The sequence below is a fragment of the Bradyrhizobium sp. LTSP849 genome (assembly GCF_000938255.1).
Taxonomy (GTDB): domain Bacteria; phylum Pseudomonadota; class Alphaproteobacteria; order Rhizobiales; family Xanthobacteraceae; genus Bradyrhizobium.
The window spans coordinates 307776-330232 of sequence record NZ_JYMR01000005.1 but is presented as its reverse complement, the minus strand read 5'-3'; the positions used below and the strand labels follow the sequence as shown (position 1 = coordinate 330232).

The following is a 22457-nucleotide window of genomic DNA, read 5'->3' as shown; positions in this document are numbered from 1 at the left end:
GAGGGCCGCTTCGTCAACTGAAAACGGTCAGCAAACGGAAAAGGGTCTGTGCGGCCTTTTGCCCTTTTTCGGACCATCTTCGCAAGCACAGCTTTAAACCATGTTGTACGACCAAGGAACACTCATGCGTTTGGCCCTTTACACCGGAATAATACTGGCTGGTGGTTACACCTGCCTGACGCCCGCGCTCGCCGCCGATCCGACTGGTGACTGGAGGGTCGCCGACGGCGTCGCCAATGTCCGCGTCGCCCAATGCAATGGCAACATGTGGGGCGCGGTTTCCTGGGAAAAGCAGACCGGCGGGCGCGACGACAACAACCCGGATGTCTCAAAAAAGAACAGGCCAACGCTGGGCATGGCGATCCTGAACGACATGAAGAAGACGGCCGGCGCCGAGCAATGGGAAGGTCAGGTCTACAACGCAAAAGATGGTCAGATGTACAGCGCGACCATCACGCCGGTTGGCACCGACCAGCTCGAAATCAAGGGCTGCGTGCTGGGTTTCCTGTGCGGGGGAGAGACCTGGACCCGAGTCGGGCCGCCGATCCCGTTGAGCCCCGCCAATGCCATGGCCAAAGGTGCGCCAAAAACCACCGGCGCGGCGCCCAAGGCCGCAGCAACGCCGGGCGCCGTGGCACCTGCGCCGACGACGGGAGCTCCGAAGAGCGCCGCCGCGGCCAAGCCCGGTCAGAAAGGCGCCGCCGACCCCGTCGGTGACATCTGCCTACTCCCTGAGATTGCGGGGTTTGCCCATTAGGGCCGGCTGAAACAGCAGCACGGCGGCGAGCGTCGTCACCAGCGAGAGCGCCAGCAGCTTGCCCATGCTGGATGTGCCCGGATGGCTCGACAGCCACAGGCTGCCGAACGCGGTCGCCGTCGTCAGCGCGCTGAAAAAGATCGCGCGCGTCAGGCTGGTTTGAAGCAGGTTTGTCCTGCCCGAGCGCCAGGCCACGACATAGTAGATCTTGAAGGCAACGCCGACGCCGAGCAGCAGCGGGAACGCGACGATGTTGGCGAAGTTGAGCGGCAGGCCGATCAGCACGCATATCTCGAGCGTCACCGCGCCGGCAACCAGAAGCGGCACCAAAGTCATCAGCACGTCGGTGATCCGCCGCAACGTGACCCAGAGCAACAGGCCGATCACCAGCAACGCATAGATACCGGCGTGGATGAACGCGTTCACCACGGTGTCGCCGGATTTCAGGATCGAGACCGGGCCGCCGATCGCGGTCGGCTCGGCAGCGAGCACCGCTGCCGCAAACTTGCGCAGCGTGTCGTTATCGTTGGGATCGCCCTTCGGCAGCGCCTCGACGCGGGTGATGCCGTCCTTGCTCTTCCAGGTGTTGACGAGATCGGGCGGCAGCGACTTCAGGCTGACCGGCTCGGCCTGCATCGCATTCCTGAGCTGGTCGAACACGATCTTCATCGGCGTGACGAACACGTCCTGTGCCTTGTTGCGGGTCGCCTCGTCGGCCTTGGCGAGCTTCTCCAGTGCGTCCGCGAGCCGGCGCGAGGCGACGGCGCCCGGGCCCTTGGCGTCACCGGCGGTCCGGCGCAGATTGTCGACCGAGGATTGCAGCGACTGGACGTTCTCCTGGTCGGACGGCGCCGCGTCGATCTGGTCCGGATTGAGCGCGGGGTTCAGCACTTTGGCGCCCTGTGCGAGCAGCTTCAGCTTCGGCTGCTGATCCTCCGGCACGAAGCTGTCGAGCGACATCACCCGCAGCACTTCCGGCACCTTCTCGAGCCTGGCCTCGACCTGTTTCGCCTGCTCTTCCGACGTGGTCATCACGTTGATGGCATTGGCGCCGGTGTTGGGATCCTTGCGCAGGTCGAGGAAGGTCGCGATCGATTCCGCCTTCGGGTTGCGCAGGTTCATCGGGTTGAAGTCGAACTTCAGGAAGTAGAGCAGCGGCAGGCCGGCGATCGCCAGCAGCAATGTGCCGCCCACAACCAACACACGGTGCTTCTCCAGGAAGTAATCGAGCGGCGCCAGGAAGGCATAGCCGACCGGCTCCATCTCGCCGGGCGGATTCAGCAGCTTCAACATCGCGGGCAGGATGGTGATGCTGGAGATGAACGCCACCAGCATGCCGACGCCCGCGATCTGGCCGAGCTCGGAGATGCCCTTGTAGTCGGTCGGCAGGAAACAGAGGAAGCCGGCGGCGGTCGCCATCGCCGCCAGCGACAGCGGCACCGCGGAGCGCTTCGCGGCAAGCACCAGCGCGCCGGAGAGATTGTCGTGCTTATAGCGCTCCGAGCGGTAGCGGACGCTGTACTGGATACCGAAATCGACGCCCAGTCCCACGAACAGCACGGCGAACGCGATCGACAGCAGGTTGAACGAGCCGACCATCATCAGGCCGGCGGCGGTTGTCAGCGCGAGACCGACGAAGAGATTGATGAACACCGCGAAGATGATCTTCGAGGAGTGCAGCGCAAGCCACAGGATCAAGAGCACGACGACCACCGTGCCGATGCCGTTGACGACGGCGCCTTCCTGGACGGTGGCGTATTCCTCGTTGGCAATCGGGACCGGACCGGTCAGCCGTACCCGCGCCTGGTATTTGGTCGGGAAATCCAGATCGGCGGCGGCCTTGCGAATCGCGTCGGTGGCGTCCTTGCCGGGCTCCAGCGCGTTGTAGTCGAGGACCGGCTTGAACTCGATGAAGGCGCGCTTGTCGGAATCCGACAGCGGCTGGTCGCTGACGAGCTCGCGCCAGGAGAAGCTCGCATTGCCCTTGTTGAGCACGGTCTCGACCGTCTCGGCGATCTGGTTGAACGGCCGCTCGGTGTTGTCGAGCTTCACTTGCCCGCGCTTGACGCCGGCAAGTCCTGTCTCCAGCGCGCCGGTCAGGCCGCGGATCGAGGGATCGCCAGCCATGATCTCGATCAGGGGGGCCGCGGATTCGAACTGGCTGGTGATCTTGCCGACTTCCTCGGTCGGCAGGAACAGCAGGCCATTCTTCTCGAAGAACTCGCCGGTGCCGAGCTGCTGCATCGACTGGAAGTCGGTCTTGTTGTCCTTCAGCTTGGCATAGAGCGCGTCCGCAGCCGCAGTCGCCATCTCCGGCGTCTTGGCCTCGACGACGGCGAGAATCGTCGCATCGCGATCGAAGGCGCGGTCGAACTGCTGGTCGCGCTGGCGCCAGTCCAGATTCTGGGCAATCAGCGAATTGATGTCGGTGTTGATGGCGAAGTGCTGGGACGTGTAATAGCCCGCCCCGACCGCCAACAGGAGCCCGAGAACGACGACGAGGGGGGCAAACCGGGTGCAGGCCCTGACGATGGCAACGACGACGCTTTGCAGCACGTATTTTCTTTCTAGTGTTAACAGCTTGCCGGAAACGCCCGCTGTTTATCGGAGTTCCGGAGCGAAACCTATTGCTGTTTTGAGTGCGTCTCGCGGGAACAAGGTTCGAAGTAAACGCCGGGAGACCATGGCAAAATCTTGCGGGGCGGTCGGTATAGCCGGTGACTTGAGGCGGGAAAGTGACGAAGGGGTGAGCACAAACGTCGCCATTTTGCGCACACAAAATACCATATTATAATACCGCGAGATTAGCTCTATAGGGAACCCAAGGTTCATTCCACCTTTCCTTGCTGCCGATTTTTTGACACAAAGTGCTGTGCTTGCATGCGCTAGGGCCCAGATGGGGTGGGCGGTTACCGCGGTCGCGAAGCCAATGGTGCGGATATTGCAACATCGGCCAGTATCGGGGTGCCGCCAGGGACAATTGAGCGGATTGGTGCAACTTGCGTGATGGGCGTCCAATGGAAGTTTATCTAGCGCAGCCGCGCGGCTTTTGCGCGGGCGTGGTGCGGGCGATCGAGATCGTAGAACGGGCCCTCCAGAAGTACGGCCCGCCCGTCTACGTGCGCCATGAGATCGTGCACAACAAATACGTCGTCGAGAGCCTGAAGAATAAGGGTGCGATCTTCGTCGAGGAGCTGTCTGAGGTTCCGCCGAAGGCAGTGACCGTTTTCAGCGCCCATGGCGTCGCGCGCAGCGTCGAGGAAGAGGCCGCCGCGCGCGACCTTCCGGTGCTGAACGCCACCTGCCCCCTGGTCACGAAAGTTCACAATCAGGGGAAGCGCTACATCACCAAGGGCCGTACCCTGATCCTGATCGGCCATGCCGGCCATCCCGAGGTCGAGGGCACGATGGGCCAGGTTCCCGGCCCCGTGCTGCTGGTCCAGAGTGTCGACGAGGTTAAGGCCCTGACGCTGCCGGTCGATACGCCTGTGGCCTATATCACCCAGACCACGCTGTCGGTCGACGACACCAGGGACATTATCGGGGCCCTTCAGGCCAGATTTACAGATATTCAAGGCCCCGACATCCGGGATATCTGCTATGCGACACAGAACCGCCAATCTGCGGTAAGGGACTTGAGTAAGCTGGTCGACGTGATCTTGGTGGTGGGCGCTGCCAATAGCTCGAACTCGAACAGGCTCCGCGAAATCGGCACTGAGGCCGGCGTCGCGAGTTATTTGATCGCCGATGGCCGCGAGCTCAATCCGGAGTGGTTGAAAGGTGCCAGAACCGTCGGCCTCACGGCCGGCGCCTCGGCGCCCGAGGTGCTGGTGGATGACGTGATCGAAGCGCTGCGGCGGATCGGACCGGTGACGGTGTCGGTGCTCCCGGGCCGCGAGGAAAACATCGAATTCAGGCTTCCGGCCCAACTGGCTGCGAGCTGACCTACCCGAATTCCAAGCCCAGAAAGAAAACGTGTAATGGCTATCCCCTTCTTCAAGGAAATGCGTATCGGCGGCTATTTGCTCAAGCAGAAAATGCTTGGCCGCAAACGCTATCCGCTCGTGCTGATGCTGGAGCCGCTGTTCCGCTGCAACCTCGCCTGCGTCGGCTGCGGCAAGATCGACTATCCGGATGCGATCCTCAACCGCCGCATGACCGCACAGGAGTGCTGGGACGCGGCTGACGAGTGCGGCGCGCCGATGGTGGCGATTCCCGGCGGCGAGCCGCTGATCCACAAGGAGATCGGCGAGATCGTGCGCGGCCTCGTGGCGCGCAAAAAGTTCGTCTCGCTCTGCACCAACGCGCTGCTGCTCGAGAAGAAGCTCGATCTGTTCGAGCCCTCGCCCTATCTGTTCTTCTCCGTGCATCTCGACGGCCTGAAGGACCATCACGACAAGGCCGTGTCGCAGAAGGGCGTGTTCGACCGCGCCGTGTCCGCGATCAAGGCGGCGAAGGCGCGCGGCTTCACCGTCAACGTCAACGCCACCATCTTCGACGGCCATCCGGCCGAAGAGATCGCAAAATTCCTCGACCTTACCGTCGAGCTCGGTGTCGGCGTCTCGATGTCGCCGGGCTATGCCTATGAGCGTGCGCCGGACCAGGCGCACTTCCTCAACCGCACCAAGACCAAGAAGCTGTTCCGCGACGTCTTTGCAATGGGCAAGGGCAAGAAGTGGAACTTCATGCATTCCGGCCTGTTCCTCGACTTCCTCGCCGGCAACCAGGAATACGAGTGCACGCCCTGGGGCATGCCCGCACGCAACATTTTTGGTTGGCAGAAGCCCTGCTACCTGCTCGGTGAAGGCTACGCAAAAACCTTCAAGGAGCTGATGGACACCACGGACTGGGAGACCTACGGCACCGGCAAGTACGAGAAGTGCGCGGACTGTATGGCCCATTGCGGTTACGAGCCGACGGCGGCGACCGCAGCGCTCAACAACCCGATCAAGGCGATGTGGGTGTCGCTACGCGGCATCAGGACCACGGGTCCGATGGCGCCGGAGATCGACATGTCGAAGCAGCGCCCGGCGCAGTACATCTTCTCGGCCGAAGTGCAGAAGCGCCTGTCGGAGATCCGCAAGGACGAGGCCGCCGCCGCTCAGGAGAAGGCCGCCCGGAAGGCTTCAACCGCCGCGTAAGCACGAAGATCTGTAGCCCGGATGAGCGCAAGCGAAATCCGGGACAGTCTTTCCGCGCTAGAGGCCTTGGATTTCGAGCTACGAACATCAAAAGAGAAGGCCCGGTCGCCAATGGCGGCCGGGCCTTTTCGTTTGTCCAGCTCAAGCGGCAGCGGGGAGGCGTGGAGTCAATGCGCGGACTGCGCCCCTCTCCTCCTTGCGGGACTGGACCGAATTTTTCAGAGAAGAGCGTTGGCAAAAATCGAGCCTGTCCATTGCCGTCCGTAACGATTGCGCCTCCAACGCGAAGCGTTCTCCTGCGCTGAAGCGTCGAGAGGAGCGCCGATCACAGCGCTCCGTTCCCTCGTCCTCGGATCACGCGCCGAGCAAGCACTTCGCGCCTGTTCCGATTCCTTCAGACGCTGACCTGCCCCCTTCACGATGGCGTGTTTCCAGAGGGGGTGCGCTTGCATTTTTCATAAGCAAGCTTATCAGATTCATAAGCAAGCTTATCATAAGCTTACGTAGGAGTTTGAGAGCCTTGGAAGTCGAATCCCCCACCCTTGGTTTTCTGCTGCACGAAGTCGCGCGGCTGCTCAGGAAGAGGTTTGAGCAGATTTCCCGCGAATCCGGGCTGACGCGATCGCAATGGCAGGCGCTGGCCTATCTGGCTCAGAACGAAGGCATCAACCAAAGCGGATTGGCAGAACTCCTCGACATCGAGCCGATCACGCTTTCGCGGATTTTGGACAAGCTAGAGGCTTGCGGGCTGATCGAGCGACATCCGGATTCGTCGGACCGGCGGGTCCGGATCCTCCGGCTTGCGCCGGCTGCCCGGCCAAAGCTGATGCAGGCACGCAAGCTCGGCGAGATCACCCGCCGCGAGGCGCTGACCGGTCTATCCGAGTCGGAAGGTTTGCGCCTGCTGGAGACCCTCAAAGTTTTGAAACTCAACCTCACCGAAGCGTGCGACTTCGGAGGAAAAGCAGAAGCGAGCAAGTCATGGGCAGTACCGGCGAAGTAAATCCCAAACGGCACGGTGCCGACAGCGAAAAGGCCATCACCCATAGTGATTCACAGGGCGCTGAGGACAAGGTCTATCGTTTGACGCGCCATCCGCCCGAGGCGAGGGACGCTCAAGACACAGACGCAGCCGCCGAGCCGGCAGCGAAAGAGCGATCGGACGATCGCAAGTCGCCCGGCGAACCGCACCACCGGCCTGCGTCGGCCGCTCCGGGAGCGCCGAAAAAATCCCGAAAGCGGGTTCTGATGTTTGCCTTGTTGCCGGTGGCGCTGATCGTCGGCGGCTATCTCTATGTGACGGGGGGCGCTGTCATGTCGACCGACAACGCCTACGTCCAGGCCGACATGGTCGGATTGTCTACCGACGTTTCCGGGATTGTCACCAACGTACTCGTCCACGACAACCAGAAGGTCGCGAAGGGCGATGTGCTGTTCAAGCTGGACGACCTGCCATTTCGGCTGGCGCTGGATCGGGCTGAAGCCCAGATCGGAAACACCCGGAATGATCTTGTCGCGCTGCAGACCAGCTACCGCAACATGCAGAGCCAGGTCGAACAGGCCAAAACAGACGTCGATTTCAACAATGTCAACTTCAAGCGCCAGCAACAGTTGATCACCAACGACTTCACACCGCGGGCGACGTTTGACGCGGCCCGCAATACGCTGCAAGCATCGCAGCAAAAGCTCGCCTCGCTGGAAGCGCAGCTTGCCGGAATCGCCGCAAACCTGAACAATAATCCGGATGCGCCGATTGAGGATCATCCACGCTACAAGGATGCGCTGGCTGCACGGAACGAGGCTGCGCGCCAGCTGTCCCATACCGTTGTCAAAGCACCCTTCGCCGGAATCGTGACCAACGTGCCGTCGTTGCAGCCTGGCCAATATCTCGCCGCCGCAGCAACAGCATTCAACATTGTGTCGACCGATCATGTCTGGATTCAAGCCAGCCCGAAGGAAACGGAACTGACTTATGTCAAGCCCGGACAGAAGGTGACGGTCGACGTCGATAGCTATCCTGGCAAGCGATGGGTTGGCACGGTCGAAAGCATAAGCCCGGCGTCGGCATCGAGCTTTTCATTGCTTCCGGCCGAAAATACCAGTGGCAATTGGGTCAAGGTTGTCCAGCGCATTCCGATGCGCATCCGGGTCAACAATGCGCCCGACATGCCGTCATTGCGCGTCGGTATGAGCGTGGAATTGAACGTCGATACCGGACACGAGCGCGGACTGCCCAGCTTCATCACGGGCCTGTTCAGCTCCTCGTCCTCGGAAAACGAAAATGACTGATTCCGCGACCGTCGAGGCTCGGCCGATCAACCGGCCCGCCATCACGGCCTGCGTGATCCTCGCCGTGATCATGCAGGCGTTGGATACCACAATCGCCAACGTCGCGCTTCCCTACATACAGGGGAGCGTTTCGGCCAGCGCGGATCAGATCAATTGGGTACTCACATCCTACATTGTGGCCGCCGCGATCATGACCCCGCCATCAGGCTTTCTCGTCAACAAGTTCGGGCGCCGGCGGATCCTGATGGCGGCGGTCACCGGCTTCGTCATCGCGTCGGTGCTGTGCGGCATCGCGCAGTCGCTGGTCCAGATCGTGGCGTTCCGCCTGCTACAAGGCTTTTTCGGTGCGGCGCTGGTGCCAGTGTCTCAGTCGATCCTGCTCGACATCTACACCCCCGAAGAACGGGGATCGGCGATGGCGTTATTCGGCGTGTCCGTGATGGTCGGGCCGGTGCTCGGTCCGGTCATCGGCGGCTGGCTGACGGATCATTACACCTGGCGCTGGGTTTTTTATATCAATGTGCCGCTTGGTGCTCTCGCCTTTGCTGGCATATCGTTTTTCCTGCGGGAAACCAAAACCAGCGCAGCCGCCAGGCTCGATTGGGTCGGATTTGGCAGCCTGAGTATCGCTATCGCCGCGATGCAGGTCTTTCTGGATCGGGGCGCGCAGCTCGACTGGTTTTCCTCCTTCGAGATCCTGATCGAGGCCGTCGTCGCGGTATCGGCGTTCTATGTCTTCCTTGTTCATACCTTCACGGCCGACGACTCATTCGTCAATCCGAAGCTGTTCCTCGATCGCAACTTCACGGTGGGAATGCTGTTCATTTTCATCGTCGGCATAACCTATCTGGCTTCGCTGGCGCTGATGACGCCCTATCTGCAAACGCTGATGGGATACCCCGTCGTCACGGCCGGGCTCGTCATGGGCCCGCGCGGTATTGGGACCATGGTCTGCATGTTCGTGGTCGGCAGGTTGATCGGGCGGATCGACACCAGGATACTCCTTATGATTGGCCTGCTGCTGACGGCATGGGCCCTGTATGACATGACCGGTTGGACCCCCGACGTCTCGCAATGGACGATCGCAGTGACTGGATTCATCCAGGGCGCGGGTCTTGGATTTCTTTTTGTCCCGCTGACCACCGTGACCTTTGCCACGCTTGCCCCGGAGCAGCGGCCCGACGCAACCGGTCTGTACAACCTCTCGCGAAACGTCGGCTCCAGCGTGGGAATCTCCGTCGTTTCCTATCTTCTGACGAGGAATGGCCAAATCAACCATGCCATCATCGGAAGCCATGTCACGGCGGTTAATCCCGGCTTCAGGAACAGCGTCATGGCACACGCGTGGAGTCCGTGGACCGCCTCAGGACGGGCTGCCCTCGATCAGGTCATCCAGAATCAGGCTTCCATCATCAGCTACATCGACGATTTCAAACTGATGATGCTCCTCTCACTGGGCGCCATCCCCCTGGTGCTGCTGCTGCGGCGTGCTGCGTCCGAGGCGAGCAACGACCATGCGATGGTCATGGAATGAAGCTGCATTGCGGCACTCTACGACCGTTGAACAAGACGACTGCAAGAGAGGAAGGAAACGCAATGAATAAAATTCTCCTGGCCCTCGCATTGCTCGCGAGCCTATCGACCGAAAGCGTCGCTCAGCACGCTGGTAGCGACCAGGATGAGAAGGCCTGCACCCACGACGTTGAGCGACTCTGCCGCAAGTGGATGGATCAAGGCGACTTTACTATTCTGGCCTGCCTGAAGGAAAATCGCACCAGGCTACATCCGGCTTGCCGAGACGTGCTGATCAGGCATGGGCAGTGGCGTTGTTCAAAGCTCGTCCGTCCCTGCATCAGTGCCTTCCGAGGAACCGGCCGCGAACGGAATCAGCAATAGTCCGAGCAGCGCCGCGCAAGCGAGGAGCGCCCAGGCTTCGTTGGCACTGAGTGCGAATGCGGCCTTTTCGACCATGGGACGCAGATAGGCTTCAATCGTGGCATCGGAGACCCCCGCAGGGCGATGGGTAAACAACGTCAGGTCAAGCCCGATCGCCTGAGCCGCAGTCACATCGCCCGCAATCAGACGCTCGCGCAGAGCGTCGGCGTGCGCGCCGGTGCGCCCATAAAGGATCGTATCGATCAGCGCGATACCGATTGCGCCCCCGACGTTTCGCATCAGATTGAACAGGCCGCTTGCGTCGGGTACCCGTGATGCGGTCAGCGAGCCCAACGCCAGCCGTGTCGGAGGCAGCAGGCAGAACATGATCGCAACGCCGCGCAAGACTTGCGGCCAGAACATTTCGTGGAAGTCGGCGACACGGCTCTCGAATGCACTGCAACCCAGTCCGATCGCGAACAGACCAAACCCCGCCGCCGACAACCAACGGGGATCGAACCTGCTTTCCAACAGGCCCGCAATCGGCGCGGTGGCAAGCTGCGAAACGCCGGTGACGAGCATGATCGTGCCGATTTCAAATGCGTCATGATGTCGAACATAGGCGAGGAAGACCGGCATGAGATAGACCGAGCCGAACAATCCAATTCCAAGGAAGAAGCTCAATGCGCAACCGATCGCAAACGAGCGAGATCCAAATGTCGACAGATCGACCACCGGATGCGCGGCCCTGAGTGTTCGGATGGTGAAGAAAGTTGCCGCGGCAGCACTCAAGACAATCGGGATAAAGCAGAATGGCGAAAGCCACCCGTGTTGCGGGCCTTCCTTCAGGCCGATCTCCAGGCATGCAAGCGAAACCGCAAGAAGTGCGAGGGAAGGCACGTCGAGTGTGACCAGATTGGAAAACCGCGGTCGTTCGCGCGGGAGCAGCATTGGCGTGGCGAGTGCGGCGATCGCACCGGGGGCGACATTGATCAGAAACAGCCAATGCCAGGACCACGTGTCGGTGATCCAGCCACCGACCACCGGCCCGACCGTGGGCGCCAGCACGGCCATGATGCCGGCCATGGTGGTCGCAACGGGATGCAAACGGATCGGAAACAGCAGGAAGACAGCGGAGAAAACCGCCGGAATCAGCACGCCGCCAGCAAATCCCTGAAGCACGCGGAAGCCGACAAGCGTCGTGAAACTGCCGCTGAACGCGCAACCGATGGAGGCCAGGGTAAAGAGGCTGATCGCAGTAACGAACAGCCATCGCAGCGTCAGCGCGCGCGTAAGCCACCCGGTCAGTGGAATGGCGATGATCTCGGCGATCAAATACGCGGTTTGAATCCAGCTCATCGCCTCTCGCGATATGGCGAGTGTACTCTGGATCGTGGGTAGGGAAGTGGCGACGACCTGAATGTCGAGGATCGCCATGAACATGCCCAGGCACATCAGGACGAAGCCAAGCCACGTCGCCGCACTGGGCTCGGTAACCCGTTCAATGACCATGCGCCACGCGCAATGTCTTACGGGATGCGGCGAGAGCGCGGTTTTCTGCCCGGATGCGGATCGCGAGAACCGTAGCGTTGAGGATGCTGAAGAGGACGGCCAGCAGCGGAAGACTGAGAACCAAAGGGAGCACGGCGATCTCGCCGGCAACCACCGCATAGTTGGGATGCGACAGAAATCGATAGGGTCCCGCTGACACGAGCGCTTGTTCGGGCAGAACAATAATCCGCGTCGTCCATCGTGAGCCGAGCGTCCAGATGACCCAGAAGCGAAGGCACTGAAGGATAAGGTAGCCGGCCAGGGCAGCGACATTCACCGGTTGATCGCGTCCAAACACCCACAGCGACAACAGCCAGGCTGCGTGAACCGTGATGATCAACGGATAATGCCGGGGTGCCACCTCAACGGCGCCCCTGGCCAGGAGCTTTCGAGTGTTGGCGCGCGAAATGACGAGTTCGCCGACGCGCTGCAGCGTGATGGCGCCGAGAATGAGTTCAGCAAACGTCACGCAGTGTGCCGTAGCGCGACGCAGCTCGCGGTGAAGCCGGGTCCGAGCGCCGTCAACAGCGACCGCACCGGCAACCCCTTCGCGAGGGCCTGCTCGAGCACGAACAACACAGTGGGTGACGACATGTTGCCAAAGTCGGCGATAATCTGCCGTTCATGGGAAAGCGTGCCTTGGTCGAGCGCGAGCGCGCTTTCCAATGCACTGACAACCTTCGTGCCGCCGGGATGGCAGATGAACCGGTCAATGTCTTCCATCGAAAGGCGCATTCTGGAGAGAATTTCCGTCACGGCGGAGTTGAGATGCCTCGTGACGAAATCAGGTATGGTGCGGCGAAAGATGACGCCGAATCCTTCCGGGTCGACACTCCATCCCATGATGCCAAGCGTATCCGGCCAAAGATGTTCGCCGGTAGCCTCGATCTGCGTCGAGCCGCCATCGCCCGCGCGCAACACGATTGCAGCAGCGCCGTCGCCGAACAGGCTGACGGCAACGATGTTGGCCTTGGTAAGTTCGTCCAGGCGAAGCGCGAGTGAGCAAAGCTCGATCGTGACCAGCAGCACGTTGGTGCCAGGCCGCGCTTGGGCGAGGCGCGATGCAATCGATAAACCCGAAACCCCGCCCGCACAGCCAAGACCAAACACCGGTACACGCATCGCGTCGGACCGGAAGCCCATCCGGCGGGCGACGCGCGCCTCGATACTTGGTGTCGCGATTCCCGTGGAAGAGACGGTCACGACAGCGTCGACATCGACGCCGGCAAGTTGCGCGCTCGCCAGCGCCTTCTCGGCGACATCGATAAATAGCGCTTCAGCTCCTTCGAGAAAGGCCTCGGTGCGTTCCGGCCAGCCTCGTCGTTCGAGATACCAGTCGAACGGCTTGACGCCGTGACGCTTGACGATTCCGGTATTCGAAAAGATGGTTGAGAACCGTTCGAATTCGGGAAAGCGGGCGCCGAAGACATCCCATGCCGCCGTCAGCACGTCCTCTTGTAAAAACACGTGGGGAGGCACCGACGTCGCCAAGGAGACCAGTGCAGCCGGGGGTATCGGGGATCCGATTGTTTCTGTCATCAGCATGAGAAACATCGGCGCTGTGCAAATATTTCGACGCTTGTAAGAAATGATCTGGCCGGACACGTCACTTAAACTTGAATAGTCACCGCAATTCCGTAATTCGACACGGCCGCCGAATGGCATGGCCCATTCCAGATTGCGGTGATGCTGCCGAACCGCAATCAGGCGGTCTTGATCGCTGTCAAAAAGGTTGCGACTTGCGACTGCAGGGATTTGGACCGAAGCGAGAGATCTGATGCCGCCTGCAACACCTGGGCGGACGCCGTACCGGATTCGCCGGCAGCACGGGTCACGTGGACCATGGTGTCGGCCATCTCCCGGGTACCGGCAGCCGCTTGCTTGACGTTGCGGCTGATTTCGTGGGTCGAGGCGCCCTGCTGTTCCATGGCGCCGGCAATGCGGGTCGAGATCGCGTTGAGCTCCTCGATGGTCGTGCCGATTCCCTGGATGGCCGACGACGTTTCGCCGGAGACCTTCTGAACCGCGGCGATCTGTGTCGCGATCTCGTCCGTCGCCTTCGCCGTTTGGGTGGCCAGCCCTTTCACTTCCGCTGCCACGACGGCAAATCCCTTGCCGACCTCGCCGGCCCGAGCCGCTTCGATCGTGGCGTTCAACGCCAGCAGATTGGTCTGGGCGGCAATCGCCTGGATCAGCGTGACGATCTCCCCGATCTTTTGGGTGGCCTCGGTCAGGCCGACAACGGTCGTGCTGGTTCGCCGGATGTCGTCAGACGCGCGGTCCGCAATCTCCTTGGCGTATCCAACCTGGCTATTGATATCGGCAATGCTGGTCGCCATCGCTTCGGCAGCCGATTCCACGCTTTGGACGTTGGTCGTCGTCGCGGCCGCTGCCGTGGCAGCAATGTTGGTCTGCTGGGTCGACTCCATTGCGAGTGCCGACATGCTCTGGGCCGTCGAGTCGAGCTGCGATGCCGCCGCTCCAAAACTCGACAGCGCGTCGGACGACCGCGCGTCGAAGTCGGAGACCAGGGCATCGATCATGCCGACCCTGCGGGCCTTTTCCGCTTCGTCGGCCTTTTGAACCGCGGCCAGCCTGTCGGCTTCGATGAGACCGGTCTTGAAGATCTCGACGGCGCGCGCCATCGCGCCGATTTCGTCGCGTCGGTTCGCATCAGGAATTGTCACGTGCAGATCGTTGCCGCTCAACTGCGCCATCACGCCGGTCAACCGCCGGATCGGCGATGCCGTGGTCAGGACCGTGACCATGCCGGCGGCAAGCGCGATGCAGGTCGCGACGACCAGGGCGACGATGACGCCGAGGCGCGCCCGATCCGTCGCGGCATTGACCAGATCATAGGATTGGCGCCCCGCCCGCTCGTTCAGCTCGACGATCTTCGCAAGCGTCAGGTTGAGCGCGTCAAACTGGTTTCTGTTGTCACCGACGTAGTATTTGCGAGCCGCGGCGTTGTCCCCGGCTTTGAGCGCATCCACGACCGAGACTGTGGATTTCTGGAATTCCGGCCAGGTCGAATCGAACTGGGCGATCGCCGTTTTTTCCTCGGCAGCATTGGGTTGATAGGTCTTCCTGATGTCGACGGCTTTCGCCGCGTATTTGTCCATCAGCCCTTCGCGGTATCGCCCATCCTCAGGCGTCACGCTCAGAAGACGATTGGCTTCCTCCCGGCGAAAATTGACGACCGCATTGAGCATCTCGCTGCTCTGGAACAGCGCGGGCATTGCCTTGCCGCCGAGGTCGTTTGCCGCCCGGTCGACGGCCGCGATTTGAACGAGCGCAAAGGAGCCGAGCCCGATCGTAACGAGCAGGACCAATCCAAAAGCGATGAAAGTCCGGACACGAATCGATATGTCGACAAGATGCGGCATGAATGTTCTGGCGTGGATGGCTGCGGGAAGGGCATGCTTCGTCGAGACGTCGTCATCTCAACTCTAGCTGCGAAGTTTCAATCTTTCCTTAACCAGCATCCTGCCGGGGTCTCGGCCTCCCGGGCTACACACACCAAAAGACAAAGGCCCGATCGCTTATGGCGACCGGGCCTTTGTCTTTCGTCAGATCGAAAATCCTGCTCAGACCGTCTCAGACACCAGCGCCTCGCTGTCGGCAAGCTCAGTACCGATCAGGAAGTCGCGGCAGCCCCGCAAGCTGCGCAGCGCGCGGTTGAAGTCGATGCCGGTCGAGACCAGCCCGTGCAGCGCTGTCGGATTGCGCACGATACCGCGCAGCACGGCGGCGAGGTCGATCTGGCCGTTGGGCTTGATCGCGGCGCGGGCGAGCGCGGGCAGCGCGCGATGGGCGGGGTCGCTGATGACGCGGACCGCGGCGAACGGCAAGCCGGCCTCGGCGGCGTAGGCGGCCGCGATGTGGCTTTCCATGTCGACGGCAGACGCGCCGGTCTCCGAATGCAGAGCCGCCTTGGAGGAGCTGCCCGTGACCACTTCCTCGGCGCCGGCGAGACTGCCGCGCACCACGCGGCGGCGGCCGGAGGTCAGCTTGTCGATGAGGTCGTGGCCGAGCGACAGGCCGGCCGCCCAGCGGGTATCGCCCGCGAGCACCTCGGTTGCCACCACGACATCGCCGGAGCGCAGCGTCGGGTCGAGCCCGCCGGCCACGCCGAACGAGATGACGCCGCGAATCGTCTGGGGATCAACCACCGTCAGCAGTGCCCGCAACTGGGTCGGGCTGCTCGACGAGCAAATGACCGCCATTCCGGGCCCGGCCGCAATGCGGGCCTCCTGAACCAGACCGGTCACGATCAATATCGGCCGCGGGTCAACGGCCTGACCCGCGGCAACATAGTCCCCCGTCCCCAAAGTCACATCCCGACCCCTACCACCCTGCTGTTGGTGTTCCGCAAGTTCCGATACCGCGCCAGCGCCCACAGCGGAAAGAACTTCGGATAACCATGGTACCGTAGATAGAATACGCGGGGAAAGCCTGTGGCGGTATAGCGCTGCTCGTCCCACAGTCCTTTTTCGTTCTGTGTTGCAATCAGGTACTCCACCCCGCGGGCGACGGCCGGGTGTTCAACCTCGCCGACCGCCATCAGGGCAAGCAAGGCCCATGCCGTTTGCGAGGCGGTCGAGGGGGCAGCCTCCCAACCCCTGTAGTCCAGGCGGTAACTGACCGCGTCCTCGCCCCAGCCGCCGTCCTTGTTCTGGATCGAGACCAGCCAGCCGGCCGCCTTGCGCATCATCGGATCGGTGTGGGGAACTCCAGCCATATTGACGGCGCAGAGCACCGACCAGGTTCCGTAGATGAAATTCATGCCCCAGCGGCCGTACCAGGAGCCCTCCGGGTGCTGGGTCTTCCTGAGATAGGCGACCCCGTCGGCGACGTGCTTGCTGGTCTTCTCGGTCTCGCCGAGCTGGGCCAGCATCGAAATGCAGCGCGCGGTGACGTCCTCGGTCGGCGGGTCGAGCAGCGCAGCGTGGTCGGAGAACGGGATGTTGTTCAGATAGTATTCGAAATTGTCGACGTCGAAGGCCGCCCAGCCGCCGTCGGCGCTCTGCATGCCCTCGATCCACTCCCGGGCACGGTCGATCGCCGCGTCATAGCCGGCAGTGCCGTGCTCCCGGCGCATGCGGTCCATCGACATCACCACCACCGCGGTGTCGTCGAGATCGGGATAATGCGCATTGTTGTACTGGAAGGCCCAGCCGCCCGGACGCACGTCGGGCCGCTTCACCGCCCAGTCGCCCTTGACCTCCAGCTCCTGCTTCGGGATCAGCCAGTCGAGGCCCTGCTTGGCGGCAGGCACCGCCTTGTCGCCGCCGGCTTCAAGCAATGCGTGGGCGGTCAGCGTCGTGTCCCAGATCGGCGAGACGCAGGGCTGGCAATAGGCCTCGTCGTCGCCGATCACCAGGAGCTTGTCGATGCCCCGGCGCGTGACCGCGCGCGGCGGGAAATTCTCGTCCTTGCCGAGCGCGTCGTACATCATGACGATGTTGGCCATCGGCGGATAGATCGCGCCCATGCCGTCCTCGCCGTTGAGCCGCTCCTCGGTGAATGCCAGCGCGGCATCGATGGCGCGCTGGCGCAGGCTCTTGGGAAACATCGGCTCGACCACGCGCAAGATGCTGTCGAGCGCGCTGAACAGCGTAAACCAGGCCTGGCTCTGGTGCGGCGCCTTCGCGGTCATGCCGATCGAACGCGGATCCTGGAGGAACAATTCGTCGACGCCGACGCCTTTCGGATTCTTCGCGCGCGGCTTCAGCGCAGCAAGCACCATCAGCGGCACCATGGTGGTGCGCGCCCAATAGGAGATCTTGTTGATGTGGAACGGAAACCAGAACGGCAGCAGCATGATTTCGATCGGCAGCACCGGCACCGCACGCCAAGTCACGACGCCGAACATGGCCAGCAGAAAGCGCGTGAAGACATTGCTGTGAACGGCGCCTCCGCGAGCGTGAATTGCTTCACGCGCGCGCACCATGTGCGCAGCGTCCGTGGAATCGCCGATCATCTTGAGCGCGAAATAGGCCTTCACGCTGGCGCTCATGTCGAACGCGCCATCATGCACCAGCGGCCAGCCGCCATGGGCGCCTTGAACGCGGCGAAGATAATTTGCGATCTTGGCTTCGAGCACGGCATCGACCGGCTCGGCCAGATAGTGGCGCAGCAGGACGTATTCGGCCGGGATCGTGCTATCGGCCTCGAGCTCGAACACCCAATGGCCATCGGATTGCTGGATGCCGATGACGCCTTGCGTGGCCGACGCAATGCTCGATTCCAGGACCTTCGATTCCAAAGCTTCGCGGGCGGTCGCGTTCACGGAATCCATCTGGCTCGATTACTCCGATAGTTGATTGCAATTGACCGGGACAAATGCCCGTCAGGGCCGCTCGTCAGTATCCCTTGGCGGCCAGGACCAGATCGGCGGCGCGATCACCGGACCGGACCGATCCCTCGATGGTTGCAGGCAATCCCGTAGCAGTCCAATCGCCGGCAAGGAACAGGTTTTTCAGCGCGGTGACCGGCCCCGGGCGCAGGGCATTCTGCGCCGGCGTCGCGGCAAAAGTGGCGCGGCGCTCGCGCACGATCTGCCACGGCGGCAGCTCGCCGGACACACCGCCCGCCTTGCAGACGTCGTTCCAGATCGCCTGCGCGAGTTCCTCGCGCGGCATGTCGACGAGGCGATCGCCATTGCTGATGGTGACGGAAAGCCGGTTCGGGAACGCGAACAGCCATTCGACGGTCCCGCCGATCACGCCGAGGATCGCAGCCGAACCCGGCGGCGGCTCAATGCGGAAATGCGCGTTGACGATGGCGCGGAATTCGGTCGGCGTCTTCAGGCCCGGCAGCAGGCTCGCGGCCGAGCGCGGCGGTACCGCCATCACGATGACATCGCCGGCACCGAGCTGGATCACATCCTCGCCGCCGAAATTCAGCGCGCCGACCTTGCCGTCATTGCTGACGAAGGAACGCAGCTCATGGCCGAGCTGAACGGAATGACCGCGCTCTGCCAGGAACTTCACGGCGGGTTCGATCAGCACGGCACTGAGGCCGTCGCGCGCGATCAACGGGCGACAGGCCTGTCCGCCCGCAAGCAGCGTCTCGCGCACGATCGCGCCGGCAAGCCCGGCCGAGCCCTCGGGTGGATCGACGTTGAGCGCTGCAAGCAGCAGCGGCTGCACCAGGCGCTGATAGAGCGTGCCCTCGCAAGGAATGGATTTGCCGACCAGCGTCTGCTCCGACGCCCAGATCAGCGGCGCCAGCTTCAGATAGTCGGTGAGCCCGGTGTCGGGCACGCGGCGGCTCTCGTCGAGCACCCAGGTCGGCAGTCGGCCATCGCCGAGATCGATCTGCCAGCGCTGTCCGGTCTTGATATCGACGAACGGAAACTGCGCGCGCTCCGGCCCGACCAGGCCCGCCTCGGTACCGATCGAGCGCGCATAGGCCCGCGCATGGCTGTTGCCGGACAGCAGCAGATGATTGCCGTTGTCGATGGTGAGATTGGTGGCGCCGTCGAAATAGGAACGGCAGCGGCCGCCGGCCTGATGCGTCGCCTCGTGCACGGCGACCTTGTAGCCGGCATTGGCGAGCCGCACAGCGGCGGAGAGGCCGGAAATTCCAGCGCCGATGATGTGAGCTGTGTTTTGCATCAGATGAGAGCGTAGCGGAACAGGATCGCGAAGCGTGTGACCTTCGACACACGCACCGGTTCGCGCGGCGCGTTGAAGCCGCGCGCGATCAGGAGGTCAAGAATGGCGTGATAGTATTTCGACATGATCCGCGGCGCGCGCACCGCGCGGCGCCTGTTGCGGTTCATGATCTCGTCCGATTGCTCGAAATACACCTTCGCGCGCTGCGCCAGCGGCAAACAGACCTTTGGCAGCGCCCGCTCGACAATCACGCGGTTCGGATCGTTGGAGGTGATGCCGGCATGCAGCAGCGCTTCGCGCGGCAGATAGAGCCGGCCGAGACCGGCGTCCTCGTCGATGTCGCGCAAAATATTGGTGAGCTGGAGCGCGCGGCCGAGATGATGGGCGAGCAAGATGCCGTCCTCTTCCGGCAGGCCGAACACCCGCACCGACAGCCGCCCGACGGCGCTCGCCACCCGATCGCAATAGAGATCGAGCGTCGCCATGTCGGGCGCGCGGATGTCCTGCGGCACGTCCATCTCCATGCCGTCGACGATGGCAAGGAAATCCTCGCGCTTCAGTCCGAACGTCTTCACGGAGGCGACGTAGTCCTTCAGCCGCTCGGGCGGATAGCCCTGATAGAGCGCGTCGATGTCGTTGCGCCAGACCTGGAGCGCGGCGAGCCGTTCGTCGCGCGGGCCGTCGGAATCCGCGATGTCGTCGACCTGGCGGCAGAAGCTGTAGATCTGGAACATCGCCTCGCGCTGGTCGCGCGGCAGGATGCGCATCGCGGCATAGAAGGAGCTGCCGGATGCGGTCGAGCCATAATTGGCGCCGGGCGTGGTCGCCTCAAGCGTCATGGGCAGTCCCTGGTCTGGAGATGGCCTTGCGCCCGATCGCACGGCGGCCGACTTCGCCGATCATGCCGGCGAGGCTGAAGATGAGAAGCTCAAACTTGTTCAGATGCACCCGCTCGCGCAAGGGATCGCGCACCTTCAGGAGGCGCACGATGCGGTCGGCATAGGCCTGGATCACCGCGACATCGACGCCTAGACGGACATCCCTGATCTCCGCGCTCAGCGACTTGCCCTCGTCGAGGAGCGCTTCGTTGCGTACGGCGAGCGCCTGAAGGCAGGCCAGCATCGCCGGCGGCGAGGCGGCGAGCCCGAGCTGCTCGACGGAGGCGCCGCTCGCGGCCAGCGCATCACGCGGCAGATAGACGCGATTGAGCTCGCGAAAATCCTTGCCGCAATCCTGGAGGTGGTTGTTGATCTGGAGTCCCGCGCAGAGCGCGTCCGATGCGGCCCAGGTCGAGGTATCCTCGCCATGGACGTCGAGCATGAAACGGCCGACCGGCATCGCCGAATAACGGCAGTAGTGGATCACCTCGTCCCAGGTCTCGTAACGCAGCTTGGTCACGTCCATGCGGAACGCGACGAGCACGTCGAGCGCATGACGCGGCGCCATGCCGCGTTCGGCGAGCGCGCGCCGCAAGGCGACGGCTTCGGCCTGGGTGTCGCCCTTGCCAAGCAGTTCCGCCTCGAACAAATCGAGATAAGCGAGCTTCTGATGGGGCGGCAGCGTCGCGTGGTCGGCGATATCGTCGGCCGTGCGGACGAAGTTGTAATACGCCAGAATCAGCGCGCGATGACGCGGATGAATGATCCAGGACGCGACGGGAAAATTCTCGTCGCGGTCACCCTTGCCGGATCGTAATTCGCTCGCAGAGGTCATCGAGGGCTGGTCAACAATCGCTTGGACAGGAAGGCTTTTTCGCCCGCACGGGCTCACGCCGGCGGGGCCGCCGCGGCCCCCATATAGGGGAATACGGCCTCAAAACCAATCCTGTCTCTCGATGGCTGCCCTACCGGATCCGGACCCGAAAAGGCGGCCCGGTATCCGCCATTGTAGGCCAGCGGCCGAGCTTACTGGTTGTGGTTCTTCAGGACCTGGTCGCAGGGCTGCGAGATCTTCGGCCGATTTTCCTTCAGGCAGGCCAGGATCGCGAAATCGCCCTGATCGATCACCGGACGGCAGAACTTCTGCACATCGCGTGTGCAGGCCTTCTGTTCGGCGTCCGTGCCACGCCCTTGCTGGGCAAACGCAGCCGTAGAAAGGGTGGCCGACAGCAGGGTGAGAGCGACGAGAAGCTTACGCATTGTATTCCTTCATTCTGACGGCAGAATCGCACCGATCCCGGACAGCACAGGGCGGACGACGGGAACGGATTGTTCTGATGGCAAGTTGCCGCGAAAACAGCGGCACCGGAGAAGGCACAAGCACTGGTAAATGCGGCCAAATTGGTGCCACGCCGACCAGATCAGGTCTTCCCTAGGTCTTCATTGCCAGATGTAAGGGATTGATACGACGTCATAATTCGGGCAGGCCGCGTTTTGCTGGACACCTGTTGCAGAGCTGCATCTGTCGATCCGCCTTTTCCGCGAGAAATATGCAGAAACAGAGCGAATCCAGGGGCGGAACATGGCGAGAGCGCTTTGCGAGCCTGACATCGTGGACGGTTGGGCTTTGAACCTGACACAGGCTCGGAACACTAAACTTTCGATGTGGCGAGACGTTCTGTCATGAGCGGGCGTCGTTCCAAAACGGGATATTTATGATGAAATTCTTTGGGCGATCTGGACAAGCGATCAAGGCGGCCGGCATTGGGGCTGCGCTGCTCTTCTCGGTTTCGGCGAGCCACGCTCAGTCGTCCGGACCGTTTGCCGGCTTCGACGGCGCGTGGAGCGGCACCGGCACGGTGTCGCTGTCCGACGGCTCCACCGAGCACATCCGCTGCAAGGCGGACTACAAGGTGGGCGGCACCGGCCTCAACCTGAAGCAGGCCCTGCACTGCGCGTCCGACAGCTACAAGTTCGACCTCACCAGCGACGTGACGAGCCAAGGCGACCGCATCTCCGGCAATTGGAGCGAGGCCAGCCGCAACATCTTCGGCAATCTCCAGGGCACCGCCGGCGGTGGCCAGATCGACGTGTTCGTCGAGGCCAACGGTTTTGCCGCCAACCTGACGCTGCGCACCAACGGCACCAAGCAGACGGTGCAGATCTCCTCCAAGGGCGAGATCCGCGGCGTCAACATCACGATGACGAAGGGCTGATCGCCCTTCCCGCTAGATAAGGAACACGCCCCCGGTTTTCGCGAGCCGGGGGCTTTTTGCTGACATGGACCACATTCGCAGAATCGTGCTGTGGGGCATCGGGCCGTTCGCAACTCACCGTGCTGTGA

At 62.4% G+C, this 22457-nt stretch carries 18 protein-coding genes and 1 pseudogene; 8 read left to right on the top strand and 11 right to left on the bottom strand.

Annotated elements, in window-relative coordinates; genetic code table 11:
* Nucleotides 1-124: 124 nt before the first annotated feature.
* Nucleotides 125-757, top strand: coding sequence for a DUF2147 domain-containing protein (locus tag UB31_RS05920; RefSeq protein ID WP_045010167.1), 633 nt, complete (start codon nucleotides 125-127; stop codon nucleotides 755-757).
* Here the strand turns inward: UB31_RS05920 and hpnN are convergent.
* Entirely contained in the window at nucleotides 725-3313 is a 2589-nt protein-coding gene (gene hpnN / locus UB31_RS05915) for a hopanoid transporter HpnN (RefSeq protein WP_045006522.1), read from the bottom strand. The genes UB31_RS05920 and hpnN overlap by 33 nt on opposite strands.
* Before the next feature lie 461 nt (nucleotides 3314-3774).
* On the opposite strand from hpnN, the gene ispH reads away from it, so the two are divergent.
* From ispH to UB31_RS42470, 6 genes and pseudogenes are all read left to right on the top strand, one after another.
* Nucleotides 3775-4701: a 4-hydroxy-3-methylbut-2-enyl diphosphate reductase gene (gene ispH / locus UB31_RS05910; protein ID WP_045006523.1), complete on the top strand. Its 927-nt coding sequence runs from the start codon at nucleotides 3775-3777 to the stop codon at nucleotides 4699-4701.
* A 36-nt stretch (nucleotides 4702-4737) separates the two neighbouring features.
* Nucleotides 4738-5898, top strand: a complete 1161-nt coding sequence (gene hpnH / locus UB31_RS05905) for an adenosyl-hopene transferase HpnH (RefSeq protein WP_045006524.1) — start codon at nucleotides 4738-4740, stop codon at nucleotides 5896-5898.
* A gap of 520 nt (nucleotides 5899-6418) precedes the next feature.
* Nucleotides 6419-6901, top strand: coding sequence for a MarR family winged helix-turn-helix transcriptional regulator (locus UB31_RS05900; RefSeq protein WP_045006525.1), 483 nt, complete (start codon nucleotides 6419-6421; stop codon nucleotides 6899-6901).
* Nucleotides 6880-8187 carry an HlyD family secretion protein gene (locus UB31_RS05895; RefSeq protein ID WP_082078414.1) on the top strand — a complete coding sequence of 436 codons (1308 nt, stop codon included), beginning with the start codon at nucleotides 6880-6882 and terminating at the stop codon, nucleotides 8185-8187. The genes UB31_RS05900 and UB31_RS05895 overlap by 22 nt, the downstream gene beginning before the upstream one ends.
* A complete protein-coding gene (locus UB31_RS05890; protein WP_045010166.1) occupies nucleotides 8180-9721 on the top strand; it encodes a DHA2 family efflux MFS transporter permease subunit in 1542 nt (513 codons plus the stop codon). Before UB31_RS05895 ends, UB31_RS05890 begins: the two co-directional genes overlap by 8 nt.
* Nucleotides 9722-9783: 62 nt before the next feature.
* Nucleotides 9784-10008 (top strand): annotated as a pseudogene (locus tag UB31_RS42470) (hypothetical protein); the annotation flags it as partial.
* A 9-nt stretch (nucleotides 10009-10017) separates the two neighbouring features.
* On the opposite strand, the gene UB31_RS05885 reads toward UB31_RS42470, so the two are convergent.
* The 10 genes from UB31_RS05885 to UB31_RS05840 all read right to left on the bottom strand — a co-directional run bounded on the left by UB31_RS05885 (nucleotide 10018) and on the right by UB31_RS05840 (nucleotide 21373).
* Nucleotides 10018-11574: a DHA2 family efflux MFS transporter permease subunit gene (locus UB31_RS05885; RefSeq protein ID WP_045010165.1), complete on the bottom strand. Its 1557-nt coding sequence runs from the start codon at nucleotides 11572-11574 to the stop codon at nucleotides 10018-10020.
* Complete coding sequence (locus UB31_RS05880) at nucleotides 11564-12082, bottom strand: isoprenylcysteine carboxyl methyltransferase family protein (protein WP_045010164.1); 519 nt, start codon at nucleotides 12080-12082, stop codon at nucleotides 11564-11566. The genes UB31_RS05885 and UB31_RS05880 overlap by 11 nt, the downstream gene beginning before the upstream one ends.
* Nucleotides 12079-13152: a type III polyketide synthase gene (locus UB31_RS05875; protein WP_045010193.1), complete on the bottom strand. Its 1074-nt coding sequence runs from the start codon at nucleotides 13150-13152 to the stop codon at nucleotides 12079-12081. Before UB31_RS05875 ends, UB31_RS05880 begins: the two co-directional genes overlap by 4 nt.
* A gap of 164 nt (nucleotides 13153-13316) precedes the next feature.
* Nucleotides 13317-14999 carry a methyl-accepting chemotaxis protein gene (locus UB31_RS05870; RefSeq protein ID WP_045010163.1) on the bottom strand — a complete coding sequence of 561 codons (1683 nt, stop codon included), beginning with the start codon at nucleotides 14997-14999 and terminating at the stop codon, nucleotides 13317-13319.
* Between the two features lie 201 nt (nucleotides 15000-15200).
* Nucleotides 15201-15950, bottom strand: coding sequence for a phosphorylase (locus tag UB31_RS05865; RefSeq protein ID WP_045010162.1), 750 nt, complete (start codon nucleotides 15948-15950; stop codon nucleotides 15201-15203).
* The gene (shc, locus tag UB31_RS05860; RefSeq protein WP_045010161.1) at nucleotides 15947-17914 is read right to left on the bottom strand and encodes a squalene--hopene cyclase; all 1968 of its coding nucleotides are present in this window, start codon (nucleotides 17912-17914) and stop codon (nucleotides 15947-15949) included. Before shc ends, UB31_RS05865 begins: the two co-directional genes overlap by 4 nt.
* Before the next feature lie 64 nt (nucleotides 17915-17978).
* On the bottom strand, nucleotides 17979-19235 hold the full coding sequence (gene hpnE, locus UB31_RS05855; protein ID WP_045010160.1) for a hydroxysqualene dehydroxylase HpnE: 1257 nt from the start codon (nucleotides 19233-19235) through the stop codon (nucleotides 17979-17981).
* Nucleotides 19235-20074, bottom strand: a complete 840-nt coding sequence (hpnD, locus tag UB31_RS05850; protein WP_045010159.1) for a presqualene diphosphate synthase HpnD — start codon at nucleotides 20072-20074, stop codon at nucleotides 19235-19237. Before hpnD ends, hpnE begins: the two co-directional genes overlap by 1 nt.
* Nucleotides 20064-20948 (bottom strand): squalene synthase HpnC, encoded by an 885-nt coding sequence (gene hpnC, locus UB31_RS05845; RefSeq protein WP_045010158.1) that lies wholly within the window; start codon nucleotides 20946-20948, stop codon nucleotides 20064-20066. Before hpnC ends, hpnD begins: the two co-directional genes overlap by 11 nt.
* A 191-nt stretch (nucleotides 20949-21139) precedes the next feature.
* Nucleotides 21140-21373 carry a hypothetical protein gene (locus tag UB31_RS05840; RefSeq protein ID WP_045006536.1) on the bottom strand — a complete coding sequence of 78 codons (234 nt, stop codon included), beginning with the start codon at nucleotides 21371-21373 and terminating at the stop codon, nucleotides 21140-21142.
* Between the two features lie 458 nt (nucleotides 21374-21831).
* On the opposite strand from UB31_RS05840, the gene UB31_RS05835 reads away from it, so the two are divergent.
* Nucleotides 21832-22329, top strand: coding sequence for a hypothetical protein (locus UB31_RS05835; RefSeq protein WP_045006581.1), 498 nt, complete (start codon nucleotides 21832-21834; stop codon nucleotides 22327-22329).
* Nucleotides 22330-22457: the final 128 nt, after the last annotated feature.